This is a genomic window from Sphingomonas sp. TZW2008 (assembly GCF_002117915.1).
In the GTDB taxonomy this organism is placed as follows: domain Bacteria; phylum Pseudomonadota; class Alphaproteobacteria; order Sphingomonadales; family Sphingomonadaceae; genus Sphingomonas.
The window spans coordinates 277,003-299,018 of the sequence record NZ_BDJB01000005.1 but is presented as its reverse complement, the minus strand read 5'-3'; the positions used below and the strand labels follow the sequence as shown (position 1 = coordinate 299,018).

General features: G+C 67.4%; 22 protein-coding genes and 1 tRNA gene. 16 read left to right on the top strand and 7 right to left on the bottom strand.

From position 1 onward, the window contains the following. Window positions 1-72: 72 nt before the first annotated feature. The 6 genes from mltG to B7L05_RS07345 all read right to left on the bottom strand — a co-directional run bounded on the left by mltG (window position 73) and on the right by B7L05_RS07345 (window position 5,946). Window positions 73-1,041 (bottom strand): endolytic transglycosylase MltG, encoded by a 969-nt coding sequence (gene mltG, locus B7L05_RS07370; protein ID WP_085809831.1) that lies wholly within the window; start codon window positions 1,039-1,041, stop codon window positions 73-75. A 21-nt stretch (window positions 1,042-1,062) separates the two neighbouring features. Beyond that, window positions 1,063-2,322: a beta-ketoacyl-ACP synthase II gene (gene fabF, locus B7L05_RS07365; protein WP_085809629.1), complete on the bottom strand. Its 1,260-nt coding sequence runs from the start codon at window positions 2,320-2,322 to the stop codon at window positions 1,063-1,065. Window positions 2,323-2,437: 115 nt separating this feature from the next. After that, the gene (locus B7L05_RS07360) at window positions 2,438-2,674 is read right to left on the bottom strand and encodes an acyl carrier protein (protein WP_085809628.1); all 237 of its coding nucleotides are present in this window, start codon (window positions 2,672-2,674) and stop codon (window positions 2,438-2,440) included. Window positions 2,675-2,785: 111 nt separating this feature from the next. Further along, entirely contained in the window at window positions 2,786-3,526 is a 741-nt protein-coding gene (fabG, locus tag B7L05_RS07355; RefSeq protein WP_085809830.1) for a 3-oxoacyl-[acyl-carrier-protein] reductase, read from the bottom strand. 28 nt (window positions 3,527-3,554) lie between these two features. Beyond that, window positions 3,555-4,490, bottom strand: coding sequence for an ACP S-malonyltransferase (gene fabD, locus B7L05_RS07350; RefSeq protein ID WP_085809627.1), 936 nt, complete (start codon window positions 4,488-4,490; stop codon window positions 3,555-3,557). 52 nt (window positions 4,491-4,542) lie between these two features. After that, window positions 4,543-5,946 carry a glycosyltransferase family 39 protein gene (locus B7L05_RS07345; protein ID WP_179187148.1) on the bottom strand — a complete coding sequence of 468 codons (1,404 nt, stop codon included), beginning with the start codon at window positions 5,944-5,946 and terminating at the stop codon, window positions 4,543-4,545. Window positions 5,947-6,230: 284 nt separating this feature from the next. On the opposite strand from B7L05_RS07345, the gene B7L05_RS07340 reads away from it, so the two are divergent. The 4 genes from B7L05_RS07340 to rplI all read left to right on the top strand — a co-directional run bounded on the left by B7L05_RS07340 (window position 6,231) and on the right by rplI (window position 7,958). Beyond that, complete coding sequence (locus tag B7L05_RS07340; RefSeq protein WP_085809625.1) at window positions 6,231-6,605, top strand: RcnB family protein; 375 nt, start codon at window positions 6,231-6,233, stop codon at window positions 6,603-6,605. A gap of 145 nt (window positions 6,606-6,750) precedes the next feature. Continuing rightward, window positions 6,751-7,119, top strand: a complete 369-nt coding sequence (gene rpsF, locus B7L05_RS07335; RefSeq protein WP_085809624.1) for a 30S ribosomal protein S6 — start codon at window positions 6,751-6,753, stop codon at window positions 7,117-7,119. After that, entirely contained in the window at window positions 7,119-7,343 is a 225-nt protein-coding gene (rpsR, locus tag B7L05_RS07330; protein WP_007403456.1) for a 30S ribosomal protein S18, read from the top strand. The genes rpsF and rpsR overlap by 1 nt, the downstream gene beginning before the upstream one ends. Window positions 7,344-7,355: 12 nt before the next feature. After that, complete coding sequence (gene rplI / locus B7L05_RS07325; protein ID WP_085809623.1) at window positions 7,356-7,958, top strand: 50S ribosomal protein L9; 603 nt, start codon at window positions 7,356-7,358, stop codon at window positions 7,956-7,958. A gap of 294 nt (window positions 7,959-8,252) precedes the next feature. Here the strand turns inward: rplI and mutL are convergent, their stop codons facing one another. Continuing rightward, a complete protein-coding gene (gene mutL / locus B7L05_RS07320) occupies window positions 8,253-10,070 on the bottom strand; it encodes a DNA mismatch repair endonuclease MutL (RefSeq protein WP_085809622.1) in 1,818 nt (605 codons plus the stop codon). A gap of 143 nt (window positions 10,071-10,213) precedes the next feature. Here mutL and B7L05_RS07315 point away from each other — a divergent pair, with 143 nt between their 5' ends. The 12 genes from B7L05_RS07315 to B7L05_RS07260 all read left to right on the top strand — a co-directional run bounded on the left by B7L05_RS07315 (window position 10,214) and on the right by B7L05_RS07260 (window position 22,016). After that, window positions 10,214-11,254 (top strand): rod shape-determining protein, encoded by a 1,041-nt coding sequence (locus B7L05_RS07315; RefSeq protein ID WP_085809829.1) that lies wholly within the window; start codon window positions 10,214-10,216, stop codon window positions 11,252-11,254. Between the two features lie 74 nt (window positions 11,255-11,328). After that, entirely contained in the window at window positions 11,329-12,171 is an 843-nt protein-coding gene (gene mreC / locus B7L05_RS07310; RefSeq protein ID WP_307718262.1) for a rod shape-determining protein MreC, read from the top strand. Continuing rightward, entirely contained in the window at window positions 12,168-12,677 is a 510-nt protein-coding gene (locus tag B7L05_RS07305) for a rod shape-determining protein MreD (RefSeq protein ID WP_085809620.1), read from the top strand. Before mreC ends, B7L05_RS07305 begins: the two co-directional genes overlap by 4 nt. After that, window positions 12,674-14,767, top strand: a complete 2,094-nt coding sequence (gene mrdA / locus B7L05_RS07300) for a penicillin-binding protein 2 (RefSeq protein ID WP_085809619.1) — start codon at window positions 12,674-12,676, stop codon at window positions 14,765-14,767. Before B7L05_RS07305 ends, mrdA begins: the two co-directional genes overlap by 4 nt. Then, the gene (gene rodA / locus B7L05_RS07295; RefSeq protein ID WP_085809618.1) at window positions 14,764-15,876 is read left to right on the top strand and encodes a rod shape-determining protein RodA; all 1,113 of its coding nucleotides are present in this window, start codon (window positions 14,764-14,766) and stop codon (window positions 15,874-15,876) included. The genes mrdA and rodA overlap by 4 nt, the downstream gene beginning before the upstream one ends. Window positions 15,877-15,955: 79 nt before the next feature. Further along, window positions 15,956-16,031 (top strand) — tRNA-Lys (locus B7L05_RS07290). Between the two features lie 144 nt (window positions 16,032-16,175). Continuing rightward, window positions 16,176-17,144, top strand: coding sequence for an acyl-CoA dehydrogenase family protein (locus B7L05_RS07285; protein WP_085809617.1), 969 nt, complete (start codon window positions 16,176-16,178; stop codon window positions 17,142-17,144). Continuing rightward, the gene (locus B7L05_RS07280) at window positions 17,141-18,292 is read left to right on the top strand and encodes an acyl-CoA dehydrogenase family protein (RefSeq protein WP_085809616.1); all 1,152 of its coding nucleotides are present in this window, start codon (window positions 17,141-17,143) and stop codon (window positions 18,290-18,292) included. Before B7L05_RS07285 ends, B7L05_RS07280 begins: the two co-directional genes overlap by 4 nt. Window positions 18,293-18,307: 15 nt before the next feature. Next, the gene (locus B7L05_RS07275) at window positions 18,308-19,105 is read left to right on the top strand and encodes a crotonase/enoyl-CoA hydratase family protein (RefSeq protein WP_085809615.1); all 798 of its coding nucleotides are present in this window, start codon (window positions 18,308-18,310) and stop codon (window positions 19,103-19,105) included. A gap of 123 nt (window positions 19,106-19,228) precedes the next feature. Then, a complete protein-coding gene (locus B7L05_RS07270; protein ID WP_085809614.1) occupies window positions 19,229-20,404 on the top strand; it encodes a MiaB/RimO family radical SAM methylthiotransferase in 1,176 nt (391 codons plus the stop codon). Then, window positions 20,401-21,333 carry a signal recognition particle-docking protein FtsY gene (gene ftsY / locus B7L05_RS07265; protein ID WP_085809613.1) on the top strand — a complete coding sequence of 311 codons (933 nt, stop codon included), beginning with the start codon at window positions 20,401-20,403 and terminating at the stop codon, window positions 21,331-21,333. The genes B7L05_RS07270 and ftsY overlap by 4 nt, the downstream gene beginning before the upstream one ends. Before the next feature lie 71 nt (window positions 21,334-21,404). After that, window positions 21,405-22,016 (top strand): septation protein A, encoded by a 612-nt coding sequence (locus tag B7L05_RS07260; RefSeq protein ID WP_256926648.1) that lies wholly within the window; start codon window positions 21,405-21,407, stop codon window positions 22,014-22,016.

Genomic DNA, 22,016 nt, shown 5'->3' with positions numbered 1-22,016 from the left:
CAAGGACGGGGCGCTTCCGTGAACGAACGCTTTTGTTCTACGCTGCCGCCCCACAAAGGGAACAGCTTATCCTCACATCTCGCCGCGCGCGCGCCGGATGGCATACCATTTGCGCACGTTGGCGTTGTGCTGGTCGAGCGTGTCGGCGAACACGTGCCCGCCCGTCCCGTCCGCCACGAAATACAGCGCGGAACTAGCCGCCGGATCAAGCACCGCGTCGATCGAGGCGCGGCCGGGGTTCGCGATCGGGCCGATCGGCAGCCCAGCGCTCGCATAAGTGTTGTACCCGTTGCGCGCCTGAAGTTCGGACCGCAGGATGCGCCGGCCCAGCGGCCGCCCCTTCGTAATCGGGTAAATCACGGTCGGGTCGGCCTGCAGCGGCATGCCGCGTTTCAGCCGGTTCGAATAGACGGCGGCGACGGTGCGGCGCTCGCTCGGCTTGCCGGTTTCCTTCTCGACGATCGAGGCAAGGACGATCGCCTGATCGGGCGTCGTCACCGCGATGCCCGGCTTGCGCTTCTTCCACGCCGCCGCGAGATAGTCGCGCATCGCCTTCTGCATGCGGCCGAGCACCGCGGCGCGCGTGTCGCCGAGCTGGTAGGCGTAGCTGTCGGGCAGTACCGAGCCCTCGCGCGGCACCGCAACCGTACCCGTCAGTCCCTCAGCGCGCATCAACGCATCGTGGACAAGGACGGACGGGTACCCCTCGGGTACCGGCACCAGCCGCTGCCGAACCTTGCCCGATTCGAGCAGCGCCAAGATATCGGCGGCGCTGGCGCCAGCCGGTATCTCATACTCGCCGGTCTTGATCGGCGTGCCCGATCCAAACACGCGGGCGTAGCCGCGGAAGCGCCACGCCGAGCGGATCGCGCCCTGTTCCTCAAGCGTCGCGGCCGCGCGCGCGAGGCTCGCGCCCTGCGGCACGACGAGCGTGACCGGCTTGTTCGACGGCCCTGCGCCCGACCAATCGCGCGCCGCCCAGAACAGCGCCGCGACCGCCACGACGCCAATCAGCAGCCCGAGGCACCCGATCCTGCGCATCACGCCTGTTCGCGCGATCAATCAGATCGCGCGCATGACGAGCGACGCATTGGTGCCGCCGAAGCCGAAGCTGTTGTTGAGCACGGCGCGTACCTCGCGCTTCTTGGCGACGTGCGGCACGAGGTCGACGCCGACGCAATTGTCGCTCGGATTGTCTAGGTTGAGCGTCGGGGGCACGATCTGATCGCGCATCGCGAGGATGCAGAAGATGCTTTCCACTGCGCCTGCGCCGCCCAACAGGTGGCCGATCGCCGACTTGGTCGACGACATCGACATCGATCCGAGGTGGTCGCCGAACAAGCGCCGCACAGCGCCCAACTCGAGCTCGTCGCCGAGCGGCGTCGAGGTGCCGTGCGCGTTGACATAATCGATGTCCTCGAGCCGAAGCCCGGACTTGCGCATCGCCATTTCCATCGAGCGGTAAGCGCCCGACCCTTCGGGATGCGGCGCGGTCACGTGATAGGCGTCGCCCGACAGGCCGTAACCGATGACTTCGGCATAGATCTTCGCGCCGCGTGCTTTCGCCCGCTCATATTCCTCAAGCACGACGACACCGGCGCCCTCGCCCATCACGAAGCCGTCGCGGTCGCGGTCGTACGGGCGGCTCGCCTTCTCAGGCGTGTCGTTGAAGTTGGTGCTGAGCGCGCGCGCCTGTGCGAAGCCGGCGATGCCGAGCGGGCAGATCGCGCCTTCCGCGCCGCCCGCGAGCATCACGTCGGCGTCGTCCATCGCGATCATCCGCGCGGCGTCGCCGATCGAGTGCGCGCCCGTCGAGCAGGCGGTAACCACCGCGTGATTCGGGCCCATCAGCCCGTATTTGATGCTGACCTGCCCCGAAATGAGGTTGATTAGCCGGCCGTGGACGAAGTGCGGGCTGACGCGGCCCGGCCCCTTGGTGTGCAGAACGATCGATTCGCTCGCGATTCCCGGCAGCCCGCCGATGCCCGATCCGATCGAGCAGCCTGCGCGCAGCCGTTCGGCCTCGCTCATCTCGGTCAACCCGGCGTCCTCGAGCGCCTGGCCAGCCGCGTCGATGCCGAACACGATGAACGGATCGACCTGGCGCTGGATCTTGTGGTCGACGCGCTTACCCGGGTCGAAGCCGTAGGCGTGATCCGCCGGCTTCACCTCGCACGCGATGCGGCACTTATACTCGCTCGCGTCGAAATGCGTGATCGGGCCGGCGCCCGACTTGCCGGCGATGATATTGGCCCAGGCTGTCTCGACGTCTGCCCCCAGCGGGGTGACTAGGCCAAGACCGGTGACGACAACGCGGCGCATCGCGCTACTCCATGAACAATCGAAAACGAAACGGCTCCCCGCCCTCTAGCCGGGGACGGGAAGCCGTTCAAAATCCAGGCCGGGGCGGCTGGCCGGCACGCCCCGTATCCGAAGATCAGCCCTTGTGCTCGTCGATATAGGTGATCGCGTCGCGCACAGTGGTGATCTTCTCGGCGGCATCGTCGGGGATCTCGACGCCGAACTCTTCCTCGAACGCCATCACCAGCTCGACGATGTCGAGGCTGTCCGCACCCAGATCGTCGATGAAGCTGGCGTCCTCGGTGACCTTTTCGGCCTCGACGCCGAGATGCTCGACGACGATCTTCTTAACGCGGTCGGCGGTCTCGCTCATAAAATCAGTCCCTCTTTCGATCGGGGGGTTGGTATTCCTGAACGCAGGTAGAACGGGGTTCGTTTCGTGACAAGGGTGGTTCGGCCCCGCGGCCAAGGCGCCTGATCCTGATCAGATCATCGCCATCCCGCCATTCACGTGCAGCGTCTGTCCTGTCACATACCCCGCCTCGCGCGATGCGAGGTAGACGACGGCGGCGCCAATGTCCTCGCCCGCGCCCAGGTTACCGGTGGGGATCTTGGTCAGCAAAGCGGCCTTCTGCGCGTCGGGCAGCACATCGGTCATCGCCGAGCGGATGAAGCCGGGGGCGACGCAATTCACCGTGATGCCGCGGCTCGCCAGTTCCTGCGCGAGCGCCTTGGACATGCCGACGAGCCCCGCCTTCGACGCAGCATAGTTGGCCTGACCCGGATTGCCCGTCTGCCCGACGACCGACGTGATCGAGACGACGCGGCCGAAGCGCTGCTTCATCATCGGCTTGGCAGCGGCGCGCACCAGCCGGAACGCGGCCTCGAGGTTGATGCGGATCACGTCGGACCATTCGTCGTCCTTCATCCGCATCGCCAGATTGTCGCGCGTCACCCCGGCGTTGTTGACGAGGATGTCGAGCCGCCCGGCAAGCGCCGCGACCGCCGCCGGCACCAGCGCATCGACCGACGCGGGGTCGGAGAGATTGGCGGGCACGGCGACGTGATCGCCGCCCAGTGTATCGCGAAACGCGTCAAGCTTCTCGGCATTAGAGCCGGAGACGGCGAGCCGCGCCCCCTGTGACGCCAACGCTTTGGCGATCGCCGATCCGATACCGCCCGACGCGCCCGTCACCAGCGCGGTCATGCCCGTAAGGTCGAACATCATTAATGCTCCTTGATGCAGGCTTGGATTACAGCGCCTTCAGCAGCGCTTCGATGTCGTCCATCGTGACGACGCTGATCGCCTCGGCATCGGGCACGATCCGCTTCACCATCGGTCCCAGCACCTTGCCGCCGAATTCGACGAAGCTGCCCGTGCCTGCCTCGGCCATCGCCAGCACCGATTCGCGCCAGCGCACCATGCCGGTCACTTGCTCCACGAGCAGCCGCCGGATCGTGTCGGGGTCGCTCGCCGGCCCCGCGATAACGTTGGCGTAGACGGGAACGAGCGGCGCATCGATCCGCGCCTGCGCCAGCGCATCGCGCATCGCGTCGGCGGCGGGCTGCATCAGTGGGCAATGGAACGGCGCGGAAACGGGTAGCTTGAGGCCGCGCTTCGCGCCGTGATCCTTGGCGATCGCGATCGCGCGGTCGATTGCTGCGGTCGTACCCGAGATCACGACCTGCGTCGGATCATTGTCATTCGCGACGCTGCACACGTCGCCCTCGGCCGCTGCCCCCGCAATCGCCTGCGCCTTGGCAAGGTCAGCGCCGAGCAGCGCTGCCATCGATCCCTCGCCCACCGGCACGGCGGCCTGCATCGCTTGCCCGCGCAGCTTCAGGAGCCGCGCCGTCGTCGCAAGGTCGATCGCGCCCGCAGCGCACAAAGCGGTGTATTCGCCAAGGCTGTGGCCGGCGACGAAGTCGGCCTTTTCCGCCAACCGGATCCCGCCCTCCCGCTCGAGCACGCGCACCGTCGCGATGGCATTCGCCATGATCGCGGGCTGCGCATTCTCGGTCAGCGTCAGCGTGTCCGCCGGCCCTTCCGCCATCAGCCGCGACAGGTTCTGACCGAGCGCCTCGTCGACTTCCTGCAGCACTTCGCGAGCGACCGGGCTGGCGGCGGCGAGCGCCTGGCCCATGCCGACCGCCTGGCTGCCCTGACCCGGAAAGATGAACGCGCGCACCGGCCTCTCCCATTGCAAAGAGGCGCGCGGTAGGCGCGACGATGCGTCGTGGTCAACCGCCCGTCGTGCGGATCAGCACCTGTTCCGGGCTGGGCGCGAACATGCGCCTAGCGATCGGCGCCGGCACGAGCGGCTCCAGCCCAAGCGTGCGCAGCAGCGCGCCGAGCCGCGTCGGCGGCGACGGATAATGCGCGATCACGCCGCGCGCCGGGGCGGCATCGGCGGGCACGATCGCCAGTCCGCCGGGCGCCGTCGGCAGGGAGCGAAGGTTCGTCTGGTTCAGGATCGCCATCGGCAGATCGGCGCGGCGCACGTCGCTCGCCTCGCCCGCCACCGTCTCGCCCGGATGCCGTGCGGCAGCGTCGACCAGCGCCTCCATTGCCCAGCGCGGGTGCGCGTTGCCGACGCTCATCAGCAAGAGGTTGCTCGCGACGAATGCGGCGAGAATCAGGGCGCGCCATTGCGCCTCAAGCCGATCAAGCCAGATCGCCAGCACGACGATCGCCGCGAGCGCCGCCAGCATGAAATAGCGCGGGTTGAGCACCAGCTTCGAATAGAGCACCGATACCAGCACGAAACCTGCCGCGGCCATGCACAAGAGTAGCGCAAGCGGACGGCGGCGGGACGGATCGATCGACCGCCACGTACCGCCCGCGATTGCGGCACCGGCGAGCCAGAACAGCAGGCCAAAGTCGTCGTTCACCATCAGCACAAGCAGCGGATCGATCGGTGGCCACAGCAGGAAGTTGCCTTCCTTGTTGGCGGCACGATCGATGTGCTCGTCGTGATTGAACGCGATCGTGTAGCGCCGCAGCGGATCGCCCGTCATCACATATTGGAACAGCGCCTCACCGATCAGTACGGCGCCGGCACCGACGGCACAGGCGATCAGCACGCGGCGTGGGATGGGTCGTCCGATGACGAGCAGCGGGCCGAGGATCGCGAGCGCGAGCACGCTCGTCTCGCGGCACAGGATCGCGACACCGAACAAGCCGCCGCCCGCCGCCGCGCGCAGCCAGCCGGCGCGATCGTCCCCAGCTCGGCCGATCAGCAGCGCCCCGGCGAGCAGCGCCGCGGCTTCGAGCAGGTCGACGCTGACGGTGGTCGCATGGCTCACCACGACGGGTAGTGTCGCCGTCAGCAGCGCCGCGATACAGCCTGCGCGCGTGCCGGCGACGCTCGCCGCGAACCGTCCCGTGATCGCCACCAGCACGACGTAGAAGAGGATCGCCGTCACCCCGAACGCGACGTAGCCCTGCCCCAGAACCGCCAGTACCGCGGCAAACGTCAGCGTCAGCGGGAAGCGCGTCGACCAATGATCGCTGCCGGCGAACGGCGGATCGGTCAGCCAGCGCATCGCACCTTGATGGTAGAGCGAATCGTCCGACGCGATGAAGCCGACCCAGCCAACGTAGAGCGACGCCAGCATCGCCACCGTCACGATCGCGAGCCACATTGAGGTTGCAACGGGTCGCTCTCCCCCGCGGCGCAGCCGCAGGCGTTGTGCCGGATCAGACTGCAGGGTCGGGTGATACATGGTCGTCATGCCTGCGGCGTACCATCCGCACGTGTAGAAATGCTTGCTTCCTGAACCACGGTTCATCGCGGGGCGACGTTTGCGACAATTCGCGACCATTTGCCGGCGTCTGTGCCACGTGCCGGATACAACCGGTCCCCAGATAGGTTGTCGACGCCGCGGTCACGGCGCCGCCAGTATCGAGTTCATCAAGGAGCCACGAAATGTTCAAGAAGCTGATCCAGGCCGGCATCGCCGCCACGCTCGTCGCCACGCCGATGATCGCCGCGAGCGCCGAGGCGCAGCAGCGCCGCGAGACGGTGACGACGGTCAAGCAGCGGCCCAACGGCACGGTGGTGCGCAAGACCGTGGTCAAGCGCCAGACGGTCAACCGCAACAACTACCGCGCCTGGCGCAAGGGCCAGCGCTTCGATCGCCGCTACGCCACCAACTATCGCGTGATCGACTATCGCCAGTACCGCCAGCGTCGCCTGTACGCGCCGGGCCGCGGGCAGCAGTGGGTCCGCTCGGGCAACGACGCGGTGCTGATCGGCAACAACGGCCTGATCCTCAGCGTCATCGCGAACGCGCTGCGGTAAGGCTTGCATTTTCCCGGCCCCCGCGTATGGGAGCCGGCAGCACGGGCGGGGAGCAGCGTCTCCCCGCCCTTTGCCGTTTGAGGACGACAGCCGGAGGGGCATGGCACGGGGCCATGTCAGCGATCGGCCAAGGAAGGACAAGCACATGGCTCTGTACGAGCACGTGTTCCTTGCGCGCCAGGATTTGGCACAGGCGCAGGTGGATACGATGGCGGAAGCCGTCAGCAAGATCGTCACCGATCACAAGGGCAAGGTCGTCAAGACCGAGACCTGGGGGCTGCGGTCGATGGCGTATCGCATGGCGAAGAACCGCAAGGCGCATTACGTGATGATCGAGTTCGACGCGCCGGGCGACACCGTCGCCGAGATCGAGCGTCAGCATTCGATCAGCGAGGACGTGATCCGCTACATGACCGTCAAGGTTGACGAGCACGAGGCGGGCCCGTCGGTGATGATGCGCAAGCAGGAGCGCGATCGCGAGCGTGGTCGCCGCCGCGAAGAGGAGAACGCATAATGGCCCGCCCCTTCTTCCGCCGCCGCAAGAGCTGCCCCTTCTCCGCGAAGGACGCGCCCCGGATCGATTACAAGGACGTGCGCCTGCTGCAGGGCTTCGTGTCCGAGCGTGGCAAGATCGTGCCGTCGCGCATCACTTCGGTGAGCGCCAAGAAGCAGCGCGAGCTCGCCCAGGCGATCAAGCGCGCCCGTCACCTGGGCCTGCTGCCCTACGTCGTTAAGTAAGGAGAGAAGCAGATGGACGTCATCCTGCTTGAGCGCGTCGAGAAGCTCGGCGCCATCGGCGACGTGGTTAAGGTGAAGGACGGCTTCGCCCGCAATTACCTGCTGCCGAACAAGAAGGCGCTGCGCGCCAACGAATCGAACCGCAAGGTGTTCGAGGCCAACCGCGCCCGCATCGAAGCCGACAACGCAAACCGTCGCGGCGAGGCCGAGGTCGAAGCGAAGTCCTTCAAGGACGCGTCGGTCACGATCATCCGCCAGGCGTCGAACGTCGGCCAGCTCTACGGCTCGGTCGCGGTGCGCGATCTGGTCGAGGCGCTGAACGACGCCGGCCACAAGGTCGCCAAGTCGGCGATCGTGCTCGACAAGCCGATCAAGGCGATCGGCGTGTACGACGTGAAGGTCGCGCTGCACCCCGAGGTCGCCGTGACCGTCAAGGTCAACGTCGCGCGCTCGCCTGAAGAGGCGGACATGCAGGCCAAGGGCGTCGACGTCATGGCGCAGGTCTTCGAGGAAGGCCGCGACCAAGGCGGCTTCGTCGAAGCGTTCGATCCGAATGCGGAGCCGGGCGCCAGCGCCGAGGAGCGTGAAGATCGTCAGGAGCCGGCGCAGGGCTGATTCCCCGCTGCGGGCGACGATACCGACGGTAACGACAAGGCCCGCCCGGCAACCACGCCGGGCGGGCCTTTCGCTTTTCCGGGCACGGCGGTCCCCGCCATGGGGTTCAAGCGCTTATGGCACCGTCACGCAGGCGCCGACCACGGCGCAGAGCGGGATCAGAGCGAAGACGAGCGGGGCGATGTGCTTCATGGTACGGCCTTGCAGAAACGTTGCGAAACAAACGAGCGCGTCGTTCGAAGGTTTCCGCTTGCTGAATGGCTTGGCTTCGAGCCGAACTCGTAACCCCGTGATTCAGCGCCGCCCGAACAGCCGCTCGACATCGCCAAGTGCCAGTTTCACCCACGTCGGTCGGCCGTGGTTGCACTGGCCCGAATGCGGGGTCGCCTCCATCTCGCGCAGCAGCGCGTTCATCTCGACGACCGACAGCACCCGGCCGGCGCGTACCGATCCGTGGCATGCCATCGTGCCCGCTACCGCATCGAGCCGTTCGCGCAGCGACAGCGCATCATCGTAGGCGGCCAGTTCGTCCGCCAGGTCGACAACGAGTCCCGTTGGATCGCCGCCCCCCAGCAGCGCGGGGGTCGCGCGCACGAGCATCGCTCGTGGCCCGAAACGCTCCATCTCAAGCCCAAGATCAGCGAGTTCGGCGAGCCGCCCGTCGAGCCGGTCGCACGCCGGCTCGTCGAGCTCAACGACTTCGGGAATGAGCAGCGCCTGGCTTGCGACACGCCCGTCCGCGAGCGCCGCGCGCATGCGTTCGAGCACCAACCGTTCATGCGCCGCATGCTGGTCAACGATCACCAGCCCGTCCTCGGCCTCGGCGACGATATAGGTCTTCGCAACTTGGCCGCGCGCGACACCGAGCGGATGCGCAACACTCGTCGGAGGCGGCGCCCAGGCCGGCTCGGCGCGTGCCTGCGGCGGGGGCGCGAAGAAACTCGGTCGGCGCTCGTGCACGGCTGCGAACGATGCGCTGCGGGGCGGCTCGCCATGTTCGAACGATGCGCCGCCCGCGGCATTCGGCCAGCCGCTTGTCGCTGCTTCCCCACCGGCGGCTATCGGCTCGGCCTGGAACATCGCGAGCGCATCCGCCGGCGCCCGATGCGCGACCCGGTGCCCTGCCGCATCAAGTGCGCGGCGCAGCCCGCTCACGATCATCCCGCGGATCATCGCGGGATCGCGGAAGCGCACTTCGGTTTTCGCCGGATGCACGTTCACGTCGACCAGCGCGGGCGGCACGTCGAGGAACAGCGCCACCACCGCGTGCCGATCGCGCGGCATCATCTCGGCATAGGCACCGCGGATCGCGCCGATCAGCAGGCGATCCTTCACCGGCCGCCCGTTGACGAACAGATACTGGTGATCCGCCACGCCCCGGTGGAACGTCGGCAGGCCGGCGACGCCGCCGAGCACCACCGTGCCAGCGTCGGTTGCGCGCTCGAGATCGATCGCCACCGCATTGTCGCGCAGATTGCGGTCGGTCAGCGCCGCGACGCGCGCCGGCCGGTCCTCCGCCTGCAACGCGGCCAGCGCGCGCCGCCCGTCGTGCTCAAGCGTGAAGACGATGTCGGGCCGGGCCATCGCGAGCCGGCGCACCGCATCGAGGCACGCGGCATATTCGCTGCGGGCAGAGCGCAGGAACTTGCGCCGCGCCGGCACGCGCGCGAACAGATCCTCCACCAGGATCCGCGTCCCCGGCGGCAGCGCGGCCGGACCCTCCGCGACGAGCACGCCGTTGTCGACGATGCGCGACCAGCCGTCGGCGCTCCGCACCCGGCTTTCCAGCGTCAACCGCGCGACACTCGCGATCGACGGCAGCGCCTCGCCGCGAAAACCCATCGTCGCCACCGCATCGATATCGTCCGTCGGCAGCTTCGAGGTCGCATGGCGCTCTAGCGCGAGCGCCATGTCGGCGGGCGCCATGCCGCAGCCGTCGTCGACCACCTCAATCCGTCCGACTCCTCCGTCGGACAGCCGCACGGCGATCCGCGTCGCGCCGGCGTCAATCGCATTCTCGACCAGTTCCTTCAACGCGCTGGCCGGTCTTTCGACCACTTCACCGGCAGCGATGCGGTTGACCAGTTGTTCGGGCAGGCGGCGTATTGACACGGCCGGTGCCCTAGCCCAATCGGCGCCATCCCGCGACCCCGTGATAGCAGCAATACCCGCCCAAGAAGCGACTTGCGGCCGAGGCCGCGGGATGAATGTGGCGTAATCGCCTCTGGCGATTCGGGGACGGAATCTATCTGAACATGGCCTTCTCGCGTTACTTCAAGTTCATGTCACACGACATGGCGATCGACCTCGGGACCGCGAACACGCTGGTGTATCTGCGCGGCCGCGGCATCGTGCTCAACGAGCCGTCGGTGGTCGCCGTCGAGACGGTGAACGGGATCAAGAAGGTCAAGGCCGTCGGCGAGGACGCCAAGCTGATGATGGGCAAGACGCCCGGCTCGATCGAGGCGATCCGGCCGCTGCGTGACGGCGTGATCGCCGACATCGACGTCGCCGAAGAGATGATCAAGCACTTCATTCGCAAGGTGCACGGGCAGCGCAAGTTCATGCGCTGGCCGGAGATCGTGATCTGCGTGCCGTCGGGCTCGACCAAGGTCGAGCGGCGCGCGATTCGCGACGCGGCGTCGAACGCCGGTGCCAGCCAGGTGTGGCTCATCGAGGAGCCGATGGCAGCGGCGATCGGCGCGGACATGCCGGTGACCGAGCCGATCGGCAGCATGGTGGTCGACATCGGCGGCGGCACGACCGAAGTCGCTGTGCTGTCGCTGCGCGGGCTCGCCTACACCACCAGCGTGCGCACCGGCGGCGACAAGATGGACGAAGCGATCGTCAGTTACGTGCGTCGAAATCACAATCTCCTGATCGGCGAGGCAACGGCCGAGCGGATCAAGCAGGAAGTCGGCATCGCCAAGCCGCCGCTCGACGGCATCGGCGTGACGATCCACATCAAGGGCCGCGACCTGGTCAATGGTGTGCCGAAGGAGATTCAGATCAACCAGGGGCAGATCGCCGAGGCGCTGTCCGAGCCGGTGGCGACGATCGTCGAGGGCGTGCGTGTCGCACTCGAGAACACCGCGCCCGAGCTCGCGGCCGACATCGTCGACCAGGGCATCGTGCTCACCGGCGGCGGGGCGCTGCTCCAGGGGCTCGACGAGGTGCTTCGCGACGAGACCGGTCTGCCGGTTACGGTGGCGGAAGATCCGCTCACCTGCGTCGCGCTCGGTACCGGTCGCGCGCTCGAGGATCCGCTGTATCGCGGCGTCCTGCAGAGCGGCTGATCGGGGTCTAGCGCATGGCGGCGTCGCGGGATCGGCGCCCGGGTTTCTCGCGACGGGCGCAATATTCGCTCTTCTTGAGCTACATCCTGGCGATCGCCGGCGCGGTCGTGGGAACGGTGTTGCTCGTCCTGTCGCAATTCAATCCGCCGGCGTTCGCCGCGCTGCGCGCCGCGACGAGTGAGCTGACCGCGCCTGTTTCCAGCGGCGCGGCGGGCGTGGTTCGCGGGATTGCCGCGGTTCCGGAAACGATCGGCACCTATTTCCGCGTCCACGGCGAGAATGCGGCGCTGCGTGCCGAAGTCGCGCGGACGCATCAGGCGCTCGTCCAGGCGCGGATCATCGTGCGCGACAATCGCCGCCTGCGCGGGCTCGTCAAGCTGCGCGACGTAACGCCGCAGATCGTCGCCACTGCACGCATCGTCAGTTCAAGCGCGGCCAGTACGCGCCGCTTCGGCGTCCTCAATGCGGGCCGTTGGCAGGGCGTTCGGCCCGGCATGCCGGTGCGCGGCCCCGATGGGCTGATCGGCCGGGTGATCGAAACCGGCCCCAACAGCGCGCGCGTACTGCTCGCTACAGATCCCGAAAGCGTCATCCCCGTGCGGCGAATCGGTGACGGGCTGCCGGCGCTCGCCGCCGGTCGCGGCGACGGCATGGTCGAAATCCGCTCGGTCGGCACCGCGAACGCGTCGTTCAAGCCGGGCGACCGCTTCGTCACCTCGGGCACTGGCGGCATCTTCGCGCCCGGCGTCCTTGTCGCGCGGGTCGAGCAAGCCGGGTCGGACAGCGCGCCCGCCGCGCCTCTGGCTCACCCCGACACATTCGACTTCGCAATCGTCAGCGCCCCCTTCCTTCCTCCGCCGCCGCCGCCCCCGCCTTCCGCCAGATCGTCAACGAGCGCCGCAGGAATCACGCCGTGATCGTCGTCCGCAAGGCGTTCCAGCCCCCCCTGCCCCCCGCCCGCGCGCGCGCGCTGCCGTGGATCAGCGTGATGGCAGGTTCGCTGGTGACGGTCGTCCCGGTCGGCGCGACGCTCCCGCTTCTGCCGCCGTGCGGCCTTCTGATGCTGCTCGCCTGGCGGCTGCTCGCCCCGCTCTCGCTGCGGCGCTGGGCACCCGCGCTGCTCGGCCTTTTCGACGATTGCCTCAGCGGCCAGCCGCTCGGCAGCGCGATGCTGCTGTGGACGCTGAGCTTCTTTCTCATCGACCTGTTTGATCAGCGCACGCTGGTGCGTGGCTTCATTCAGGATTGGCTGATCGCCGCGGCGATCAGTGCTTTTTGCCTGATCGGTGGGCGCTTGCTTGCGACGCCGCTCGGCGCGCACGTCGACGCCGTGCTATTGGTCCAAATCATCGTGACCGTTCTGCTCTTCCCCCTCGCCGCGCGCGTCGTCGCGTGGATCGATCGCAAGCGCGTCGCCGAATGAAGCGGCCGCCGCGGATCGCCACGGAGGCGCAGCAGGGCTACACCTTCTCGCGCCGCGCTTGGCTGCTCGGCGCCGCGCAACTCGGCGTCGGCGGGCTCCTCGCAGGGCGGATGGCGTGGCTGTCGATCGCCGAGAACGAGCGCTACAACCTGTTGAGCGAGAGCAATCGCGTCAACATGACGCTGATCCCGCCGCGCCGCGGCTGGCTGCTCGATCGCCACGGCCACCCGATTGCCGACAACCGCACTGATTTCCGGGTTGATCTGATCCCCGACCGGATCGTTGACGCCGACAAAACGCTTGCCACGCTGCGCCAGCTGCTTGCGCTAAGCGACGAGGATATCTTGCGTATCCGCGCCGATCTGAAGCATGCGGCGGGGTTCCAGCCGGTCAAGGTGACCGAGAACGTCAGTTGGGAACGCTTCGCCGCGGTCCAGGTCCGCCAGCCCGAGTTGCCGGGGGTCGCGCCGACACGCGGCTTTGCGCGCAACTATCCGGCGGGCGCCGCGGTGGCGCACCTTACCGGCTATGTCGGCGGCGCGACGGCGGAGCAGTTCAGCAAAACGCGTGACCCACTGCTGCTGACACCCGGGTTCAAGCTCGGCAAGGACGGGCTTGAGAAGACACTGGAAACCGAATTGCGCGGCCAACCCGGCGCGAAGCGGATCGAAGTAACCGCGCGCGGCAAGCTGGTTGCCGAGCTTGCGACGCGGCCCGACGTACCGGGCAAGTCGCAGCGGCTAACGATCGACGTCGGCTTGCAGGAATATGCCGCACGCCGGCTCGGCACCAATTCGGGCTCCGCCGTCGTGTTCGACAGCCAGACAGGCGAGATGCTGTGCATGGTGTCGATGCCGGCCTACGATCCCAACAGCTTCTCCGACGGCATCAGCCACTTCGAGTGGAAGATGCTGTCTGGCGACGACCACGTGCCGCTGATGAACAAGGTGACGCAGGGCCTCTATCCGCCGGGATCGACGGTCAAGCCGATGAACGGACTTGCCCTGCTCGAAGCCGGCGTTGATCCCAACGACCGCGTCTATTGCAGCGGCGCGATGCGCGTCGGCACCGGAATCTTCCACTGCCACAAGCGGCGCGGCCACGGGCCGCTCGATCTGCGCGGCGCGATCGCGCAGAGCTGCGACATCTATTTTTACGAGATGGTTCGGCGGCTCGGCTACGATCGGATCGCACCGGTCGCGCGCGCCGTCGGACTGGGCGAGAAGTTCGATCTGCCCTTCTCGACCCAACGCTACGGCACGGTGCCCGACAGCGCCTGGAAGGAGCGGAAATACAAGACGAACTGGACCGTGGCCGATTCGCTCAACGCGTCAATCGGCCAGGGCTATGTTCTCGCCAATCCGCTTCAGCTCGCCGTGATGGCGATGCGGCTCGGCTCCGGCCGCATGCTGAAGCCGAGCCTGCTGATGGATCGCCGTCCGCGCGGCGCGCCGCCGCTTCCGTTCGACGAGGCCAATCTGCGCGTCGTTCGCGAGGGAATGTGGAAGGTCGTCAACGGTGGAGGCACCGGCGGCGCGTCGCGGCTGCAAATCCCCGGAGTTCAGCTCGCCGCGAAGACGGGCACAGCGCAGGTTCGCCGGATCACGATGGCGGAACGCCGCTCGGGTGTGCTTGGCAACGCGCAATTGCCCTTCAAGCTGCGCGATCACGCGCTGTTCGTCTGCTTCGCCCCGGCGGACAACCCACGATATGCGGCAGCCGTCGTCCTTGAGCACAATGGCCACACGGTGCGCAATCTTGATACGCCGCTGATCGGTCGCGACATCATGACATATCTGTTCGACAAGCCGCGGGCGCTGAAATCGCTCGAGGAGGTCGAGCCGACGTGGGGCGGCGATATCCGCACGCGCATGGCGGCGCAGGAAGCGGCGTATCGCGCCGCGACCGAAGCGCCGCCGCCCGCGCAGGCCGCTGCAACCGAAACGGATGTACCCGCGCCAACCAGCGCGCCTGCGGTCGAGAGTGCGACCGACGCGTCGAACGCGACGCAGGAAGCAACCGTGAGCGATATCGCCAACGGCGCAGGGCCCGCGAGCGTCGGCACCACCGAACCTTCGGATCCGCTATGAGCCGACCCTCCATCATCCCTGCACCGCTCGCGGCGCTGCCGTGGCGGATGCTGCTGCTCGTAATCGGTATCGCGGGCTTCGGCCTCGTTGTGCTATTCTCGGCCGCGGGCGGCAATCTGCGGCCGTGGGCCTTCTCGCAGGGTATCCGTTTCCTCGTCTTCTTCGTCGGGGCGATCGCCTTGTCGCGCGTACGCGAGGACGTTTGGCGTCAGGGCGCGCTGCCCGCGTACGTCGTAATCGTCGTGATGCTGTTCGCGGTCGAGCTGCTCGGCGCTGTGCGCGGTGGTAGCCAGCGCTGGCTCGATCTCGGCTTCATCCGCTTGCAGCCGTCGGAAATCATGAAGCCGGCGATCGTGCTCGCCTGCGCGCGCTTCTACGATATGCTGCCGCCAAACGAGACCCGGCGGTTCGGAGCGATCTGGCCGGCGGCCTTGCTGATCGGATTGCCGGCGGGGCTGGTAATGCTCCAGCCCGATCTCGGCACCGCGCTGATGATCACCGCGGGAGGCCTCACCGTCATGTTCCTTGCGGGGATACCGCTGCGGCTGTTCGTCGGCGGCGGGCTAGCGCTCGCGGTGTGCATACCGCTCGCGGTCAATTTCGCGCTGCACGATTATCAGCGCAATCGCGTGCTCATTTTCATGAATCCGGAGAGCGATCCGCTCGGCACCGGCTACCATATCAGCCAGTCGAAAATCGCGATCGGATCGGGCGGCGTCACCGGCAAGGGCTTCCTCAACGGCACGCAGAGCCATCTCGACTATCTTCCTGAAGGCCATACCGATTTCGTCTTCGCCACGATGGCGGAGGAATGGGGCCTGTTCGGCGGCCTCTTCATCATCGGTGCGTATCTGCTGGTGATCCGCTGGGGCGTCGACGTCGGGATGCGCGCGCGTACCCGCTTCGCGAAGCTCGCCGCCGCGGGACTTGCCACGACAATCTTCTTCTACGTCGCGATTAACCTGATGATGGTGATGGGGCTGGCGCCGGTCGTCGGCATCCCGCTCCCGCTCGTCAGTTTCGGCGGCTCGGCGCAGATGACGACGTTCCTGTGCCTCGGGATCCTGATGTCGATCGATCGGGCAAATCGCGGCGATCGGCGACGGTAGGCGCAAAAAAGCACTTGCATCGCGCGCTGATGATGGTACCCGGCGCCTCCCGATCGCGGGCAGCAGCCCTCCCGGTCACGGACGCATAGCTCAGTTGGTAGAGCAGCTGACTCTTAATCAGCGGGTCCTTGGTTCGAGCCCAAGTGCGTCCACCACCCCCTTCTCTCAAGCTCGCGCGAGCGGCACGATGCCGCGCACGGCGGGATCGTGCGTGGACAAGGCGGTCGTTTCTGCTCTAGCGGCATTCGCGGAGTGGAGAGGAACACCATGCGCACACCGGACGAGCGGGCGCCAAGGCGATGAGCGATATCGGCGCGATGCTGGCGGATACCGCCGAGCGGATTTTCACCGCCCATGGCGACACAATCGAGCACGCGGCGCGTGACGGGCATTGGCCTCACGACGCATGGGCGATGATCGAGGAGAGCGGCCTGCCGCTCGTCCTGGTCCCTGAAGCGGCCGGCGGCTTCGGCGTTCCGGCGCACGACGCCTTCGCGCTGATCCGCCTGACCGGCCGTCACGCGCTCGCGCTGCCGCTTGCCGATACGATCGTTGCCAACGCGCTGCTTGCCGCGGCGAACCTCCCGCTCGCCGAGGGTCCAGCCGCGATCGGTCTCGCGGGCGAGCCGATCGCCTGGGGGCGGCACGCGCGAGTCGCAGTGATCGAGGATGGTGATCGGCTGATCCGCGTCGCCAGCCCGGCGATGCGGCAGAAGGGCAGCGACCTCGCCGATCGACCCAGCGATCAGCTCGAAATTCCGGAGGGCGGTTCGCACCGGATGACGCCCGGCGTCCCGACGGTACGTGAATATGGCGCGCTTGCCCGTGCGCTGCAGATGGCGGGCGCGCTGGAGCGGCTGCTTGACCTCACGGTCGAGCACGTGTCGACGCGCGAGCAGTTCGGCCGACCGCTTGGCAAGTTCCAGGCGATCCAGCAGGAACTCGCCAAGCTCGCCGGCGAGGTGGCCGCAGCCTCCGCCGCTGCGGACCACGCGGCCGACGCGCTCGAGGACGGCCGTGACCTTTCACTGGCGATCGCCGTTGCGCGTACGCGGATCGGTGAGGCAGCGGGGAAGTCCGCCAATATCGCGCATCAGCTTCACGGCGCGATTGGCTTCACGCAAGAGCATCAGTTGCATCGCTACTCTAAGGCGCTGTGGACGTGGCGCGACGCCTTTGGCTCGCAGCGCTACTGGACGCTCAAGCTGGGCGAGCACGCTTTTCGTAGCGGACGGGATGGCTATTGGCCGATGGTGGTGGCGGCATGACGAACCTGCATTTTCCCCGTCCGCCGCGACATGAAGCGGCCGAAGCGTTGCGTGGCGAAGTTCGCGCCTTCCTCGCCGACGCACTGGCGAGCCGCGGCCCCTTGTCGCGGGCGGAAAGCTGGAACGGGTTCGATCGCGATTTCAGCCGTCAACTTGGACAGCAGGGCTGGCTCGGCATGACGTGGCCCAAGCGCTACGGCGGGCACGAGCGCAGCGCATTCGAGCGCTACGTCGTCGTTGAGGAAACACTTGCCGCTGGCGCGCCGGTCGCCGCGCACTGGATCGCCGATCGGCAGAGCGGACCGAGCCTGCTCAAATACGGCACCGAAGCGCAGAAGGAGGCGATCCTGCCTGGCATCGCCGCCGGCGAGACGGTGTTCTGCATTGGCATGAGCGAACCCGGCTCGGGATCGGATCTCGCGGCCACCCGCACGCGCGCGGTGCCGGTCGACGGCGGCTGGCGTGTCACGGGCACCAAGCTGTGGACGACGGGCGCGCATCACGCCGACTATATGATCCTGTTCTGCCGCACGAGTGGCGGCGTGGAATCACGGCAGGCGGGCACCAGCCAGTTGCTCGTCGATCTGAAGGCGACTGACGGCATCACCATCCGGCCGATCATCGATCTCGCCGGGCAGCATCACTTCAACGAGGTGCATTTCGAAGACGCCTTCATCCCCGCCGACGCGCTGATCGGCAGCGAAGGCGCCGGTTGGGAACAGGTGATGAGCGAGCTCGCCTTCGAGCGCAGCGGCCCCGAACGCTTCCTGTCCTCAATGCAACTGCTGATCGAACTCATCGGCGTGCTGCAAGGTACCGATAGCGAGGCAGCGCAGCTCGCGATCGGGCGGCTGACCGCCCACCTCGTCACCTTGCGCCGTTTGTCGCGCGGGGTCGCGACGATGCTTGAGGCGGGGGAGAACCCCAATACCCATGCCGCGATCGTCAAGGATCTGGGTGCGACATTCGAGCAGGAGATTGCCGATATCGCGCGCACGCTGGTCGATACCGCGCCCGGCAATACCGCGACGTCCGATTTCCTCGCCGTGCTCGGCCACAACGTCGTAAACGCGCCCAGCTTCTCGCTGCGTGGCGGCACGCGCGAGATCCTGCGCGGCATCATCGCCCGCGGGCTTGGGGTTCGCTGATCCGGAGATATTCAAATGACTGTCGTCACTACCGAAATCCGCGGCCCGATCGCGATCCTGCGCCTCAACCGCCCCGATGCTATGAACGCCCTCGGCGCAGACGGTGACGGTGAGGCGGTGCGCGCCGCGTGCGACGCGTTGAACGCCGACCTGTCGATCCGCTGTGTCATCCTGACCGGCGAAGGACGCGCCTTCTCCGCCGGCGGCGACGTCAAGAAGATGGCGGATCCGGAAGGGCCGTTCGCTGGCGCCGGGATCGGCATTCGCAGCCACTATCAGCGCAACATCCACCGGATCGCGCGCGCCCTCTTCTCGCTCGACATGCCGGTGATCGCGGCAGTCAACGGCGCGGCGATCGGGCTCGGCTGCGATGTCGCGTGCATGGCCGATATTCGCATCGCGTCGGACAAGGCGAAGTTCGGCGTCACCTTTCTCAAACTTGGCCTCGTCCCCGGCGACGGCGGATCGTGGCTGTTGCCGCGGACGATCGGCATGAGCCGCGCGGCGGAATTGTTCTTCACTGGCGACGTGATCGATGCAGCGACGGCGGCGGACTGGGGTCTTGTCAGCCGCGTCGTGCCGCACGACGCGCTGATGGACGAGGCACTCGCGCTCGCCACCAAGATCGCCGCGCTACCGCCGCACTCGCTCCGCCTCACCAAGTCGCTGCTGCGCCAGGGGCAGACGAGCAGCTACGATCAGGCGCTCGATTCGGCCTCCACCGCACAGGCGGTGAGCCACGCGACTGACGATCACCGCGAGGGCGTGAATGCGTTGCTCGAGAAGCGCGACGCGGTGTTCCGCGGCCGATGATACGCCACTCAGCCGACTAGTGGTCGGCTGCCGTATCAGCGATCGACAAGCGCGACGTTCGACGCCCTTGGCGATCGTCACCCTGGCGTGGACTAACGGTCGCACGACCCCTAGATCGCCGCGATGCTCGCCTCCCGTTCGACCGATGTGATCACGCTTGGTTGCCGGCTCAACCTCGCAGAAAGCGAGTCTATCCGCGCGCTGGCTGGCGATCGCGACATGGTGGTCGTTAATAGCTGCGGCGTGACGAACGAGGCGATGCGGCAAACGCGAGCGGCGCTGCGCCGCGTACGGCGCGAGCGCCCGCTCGCCGAAATCGTGGTCACCGGCTGCGCCTCCGATATCGATCGGGCGGCGTTCGCGGCGATGCCCGAGGTCGACCGCATCGTCCCCAATGCCGCAAAGCTGCTTCCTGCGACGTGGGGCGGCTTTCCCAATCATCAGCCGCCGCGTCGCCATGCGCGTGCCTTCGTCGGCGTCCAGAACGGCTGCGACCACGCCTGTACCTTCTGCGCCATTCCGCGCGGCCGCGGATCGAGCCGATCCAGTCCTGTGGGTGAGGCGGTGGCGCGGATAGCGGCGCTCGCCGACGCCGGCGTGCAGGAAGTGGTCCTGACCGGAGTCGATCTGACGAGCTACGAGGGTGGTCTGGGCACCCTGGTCGAGTCCATCCTAGTTGCAGTGCCGGCGTTGCCGCGGCTTCGCCTGTCGTCGCTCGACACGATCGAAATCGACGATCGTCTGTTCGACCTGATCACGGGGGAGCCGCGCGTGATGCCGCATCTCCATCTCTCGCTCCAATCCGGCGACGATCTTATCCTCAAGCGCATGCGGCGTCGGCACGCGCGCGCCGACGCGGTCGCGATGGTCGCGCGGCTGAAGGCGCGGCGCGACATCGCGATCGGCGCGGACCTGATCGCCGGCTTCCCAACCGAGAGCGAGGCCGCCTTCGCCAACACGCTGGCGCTGCTTGACGATTGCACGATCGTCCACGCGCACGCCTTTCCTTTTTCGCCGCGCGCGGGCACGCCCGCGGCGCGCATGCCGCAGGTCGATCCGTCGATCGTGCGGGCGCGCGCCACCACCCTGCGCAGCCACGCGGCGGATCGCAGACGCGCGTGGCTCGACACGCTTGTCGGCTCCACGCAAACGATCGTGGTGGAAAAGCCCGGCGATCGCGGCCACACCCCCGCATTCGCCGCGGTCCGCCTGCCCCGCCCGCTTCCCCATATCGGCGCCTGCGCCGACGTACGCATCGTCGCGGCGGCCGACGATCACCTGATCGGAATCCCTGCATGACCGACAATCGTTCCTGGCACGACAAACTGATCGGCGGTTTCCGTCGCACGTCCGACCGGCTCGTCGGCAATCTCGCCGGCCTCGGCACCGCGCGCCTCGACGAGCAGACGCTCGACGATATCGAGGAGGCGCTGATTGGATCAGACCTCGGCCCGCAGACGGCCGGGCGGATCCGCGAGCGCTTGTCGGAAGGCAGCTTCGAGCGGAACATGGAAGAGCTCGGCATCCGCCTCGTCGTCGCCGAGGAGGTGGAGAAGGTGCTCGCCTCCGTCGCGCGTCCGCTCGAGATCGAGGCGTTTCCCCGCCCGCAGGTCATCCTCGTCATCGGCGTCAACGGTTCTGGCAAGACGACGACGATCGCGAAGCTCGCACATCTGCTGATGGAGCAGGATTACGGCGTCATGCTCGCCGCGGGGGATACCTTCCGCGCGGCCGCCATCGGTCAGTTGCGTACCTGGGCGGACCGCGTCGGCGTGCCGATCGTCACCGGACCGGAGGGCGGCGACGCGGCGGGCGTGGTGTGGGATGCGGTGAAGAAGGCGACCGAGACTGGCATCGACGTGTTGATCGTCGACACCGCCGGGCGGCTGCAGAACAAGCGCGAGCTGATGGACGAGCTCGCCAAGATCCGCCGCGTCCTCGGCCGAATCAATCCGGCCGCACCGCATGATGTCGTCCTCGTGCTCGATGCGACGACGGGTCAGAACGCGCTGAGCCAGATCGAAGTTTTCAAGGAGGTCGCCGGGGTGACCGGGCTCGTCATGACCAAGCTCGACGGTACGGCGCGCGGCGGGGTCCTCGTCGCGGCCGCCGAGCGTTACGGCCTGCCGATCCACGCGATCGGCGTCGGCGAAGGCATGACCGATCTGCGTCCGTTCGATGCGAATGAGGTCAGCCGGATCATCGCTGGGGTCGATGAGCGCCGGTGAACCCGGGCGGGGCCTGATCGTTCGGACAGACGCCCTGCATGGTTCTGGCAAGACGGCGAACGGAGTATGATGTGAGCGTAGCGAACAAGCCGTCGCCCGGCCTTCGGCTGGCGATCGATTACGGGCCGTTGCTGGTCTTCTTCGCGGTCAATTTCCTCGCGCCGGGGCCGGCGATCGCGCGCATCGTCGCGGCCACCGCGACGTTCATGGTTGCGATGGTAGCCGCGCTCGGCCTGTCGTGGTGGAAAACGCGGCATCTGCCACCGATGCTGCTGATCTCCGCCGTTCTGGTGGTCGTCTTCGGCGGGCTGACGATCTGGTTTCACGACGAGCGCTTCATCAAGATGAAGCCCACCTTCGTCTACGGCATCTTCGCCGCCACGCTCGGGTTCGGGCTGGCGACGGGACGGCCGCTGCTCCAGATGCTGCTCGAAAGCGCCTATCCGGGACTGACGGCGACCGGCTGGCGCAAGCTGACGCGCAACTGGGCGTTGTTCTTCGTCGCGATGGCGCTGCTCAATGAGGCGGTTTGGCGCTCGACCAGCACGGACTTCTGGGTCGGCTTCAAACTATGGGGCGCGATCCCGCTCACCTTCGGCTTCGCGTTGGCAAACGTGCCGATGCTGATGCGGCACGGACTCCAACCGGCAGATGCGGTGTCGGCCGTGCCGCCGCAGGAATAG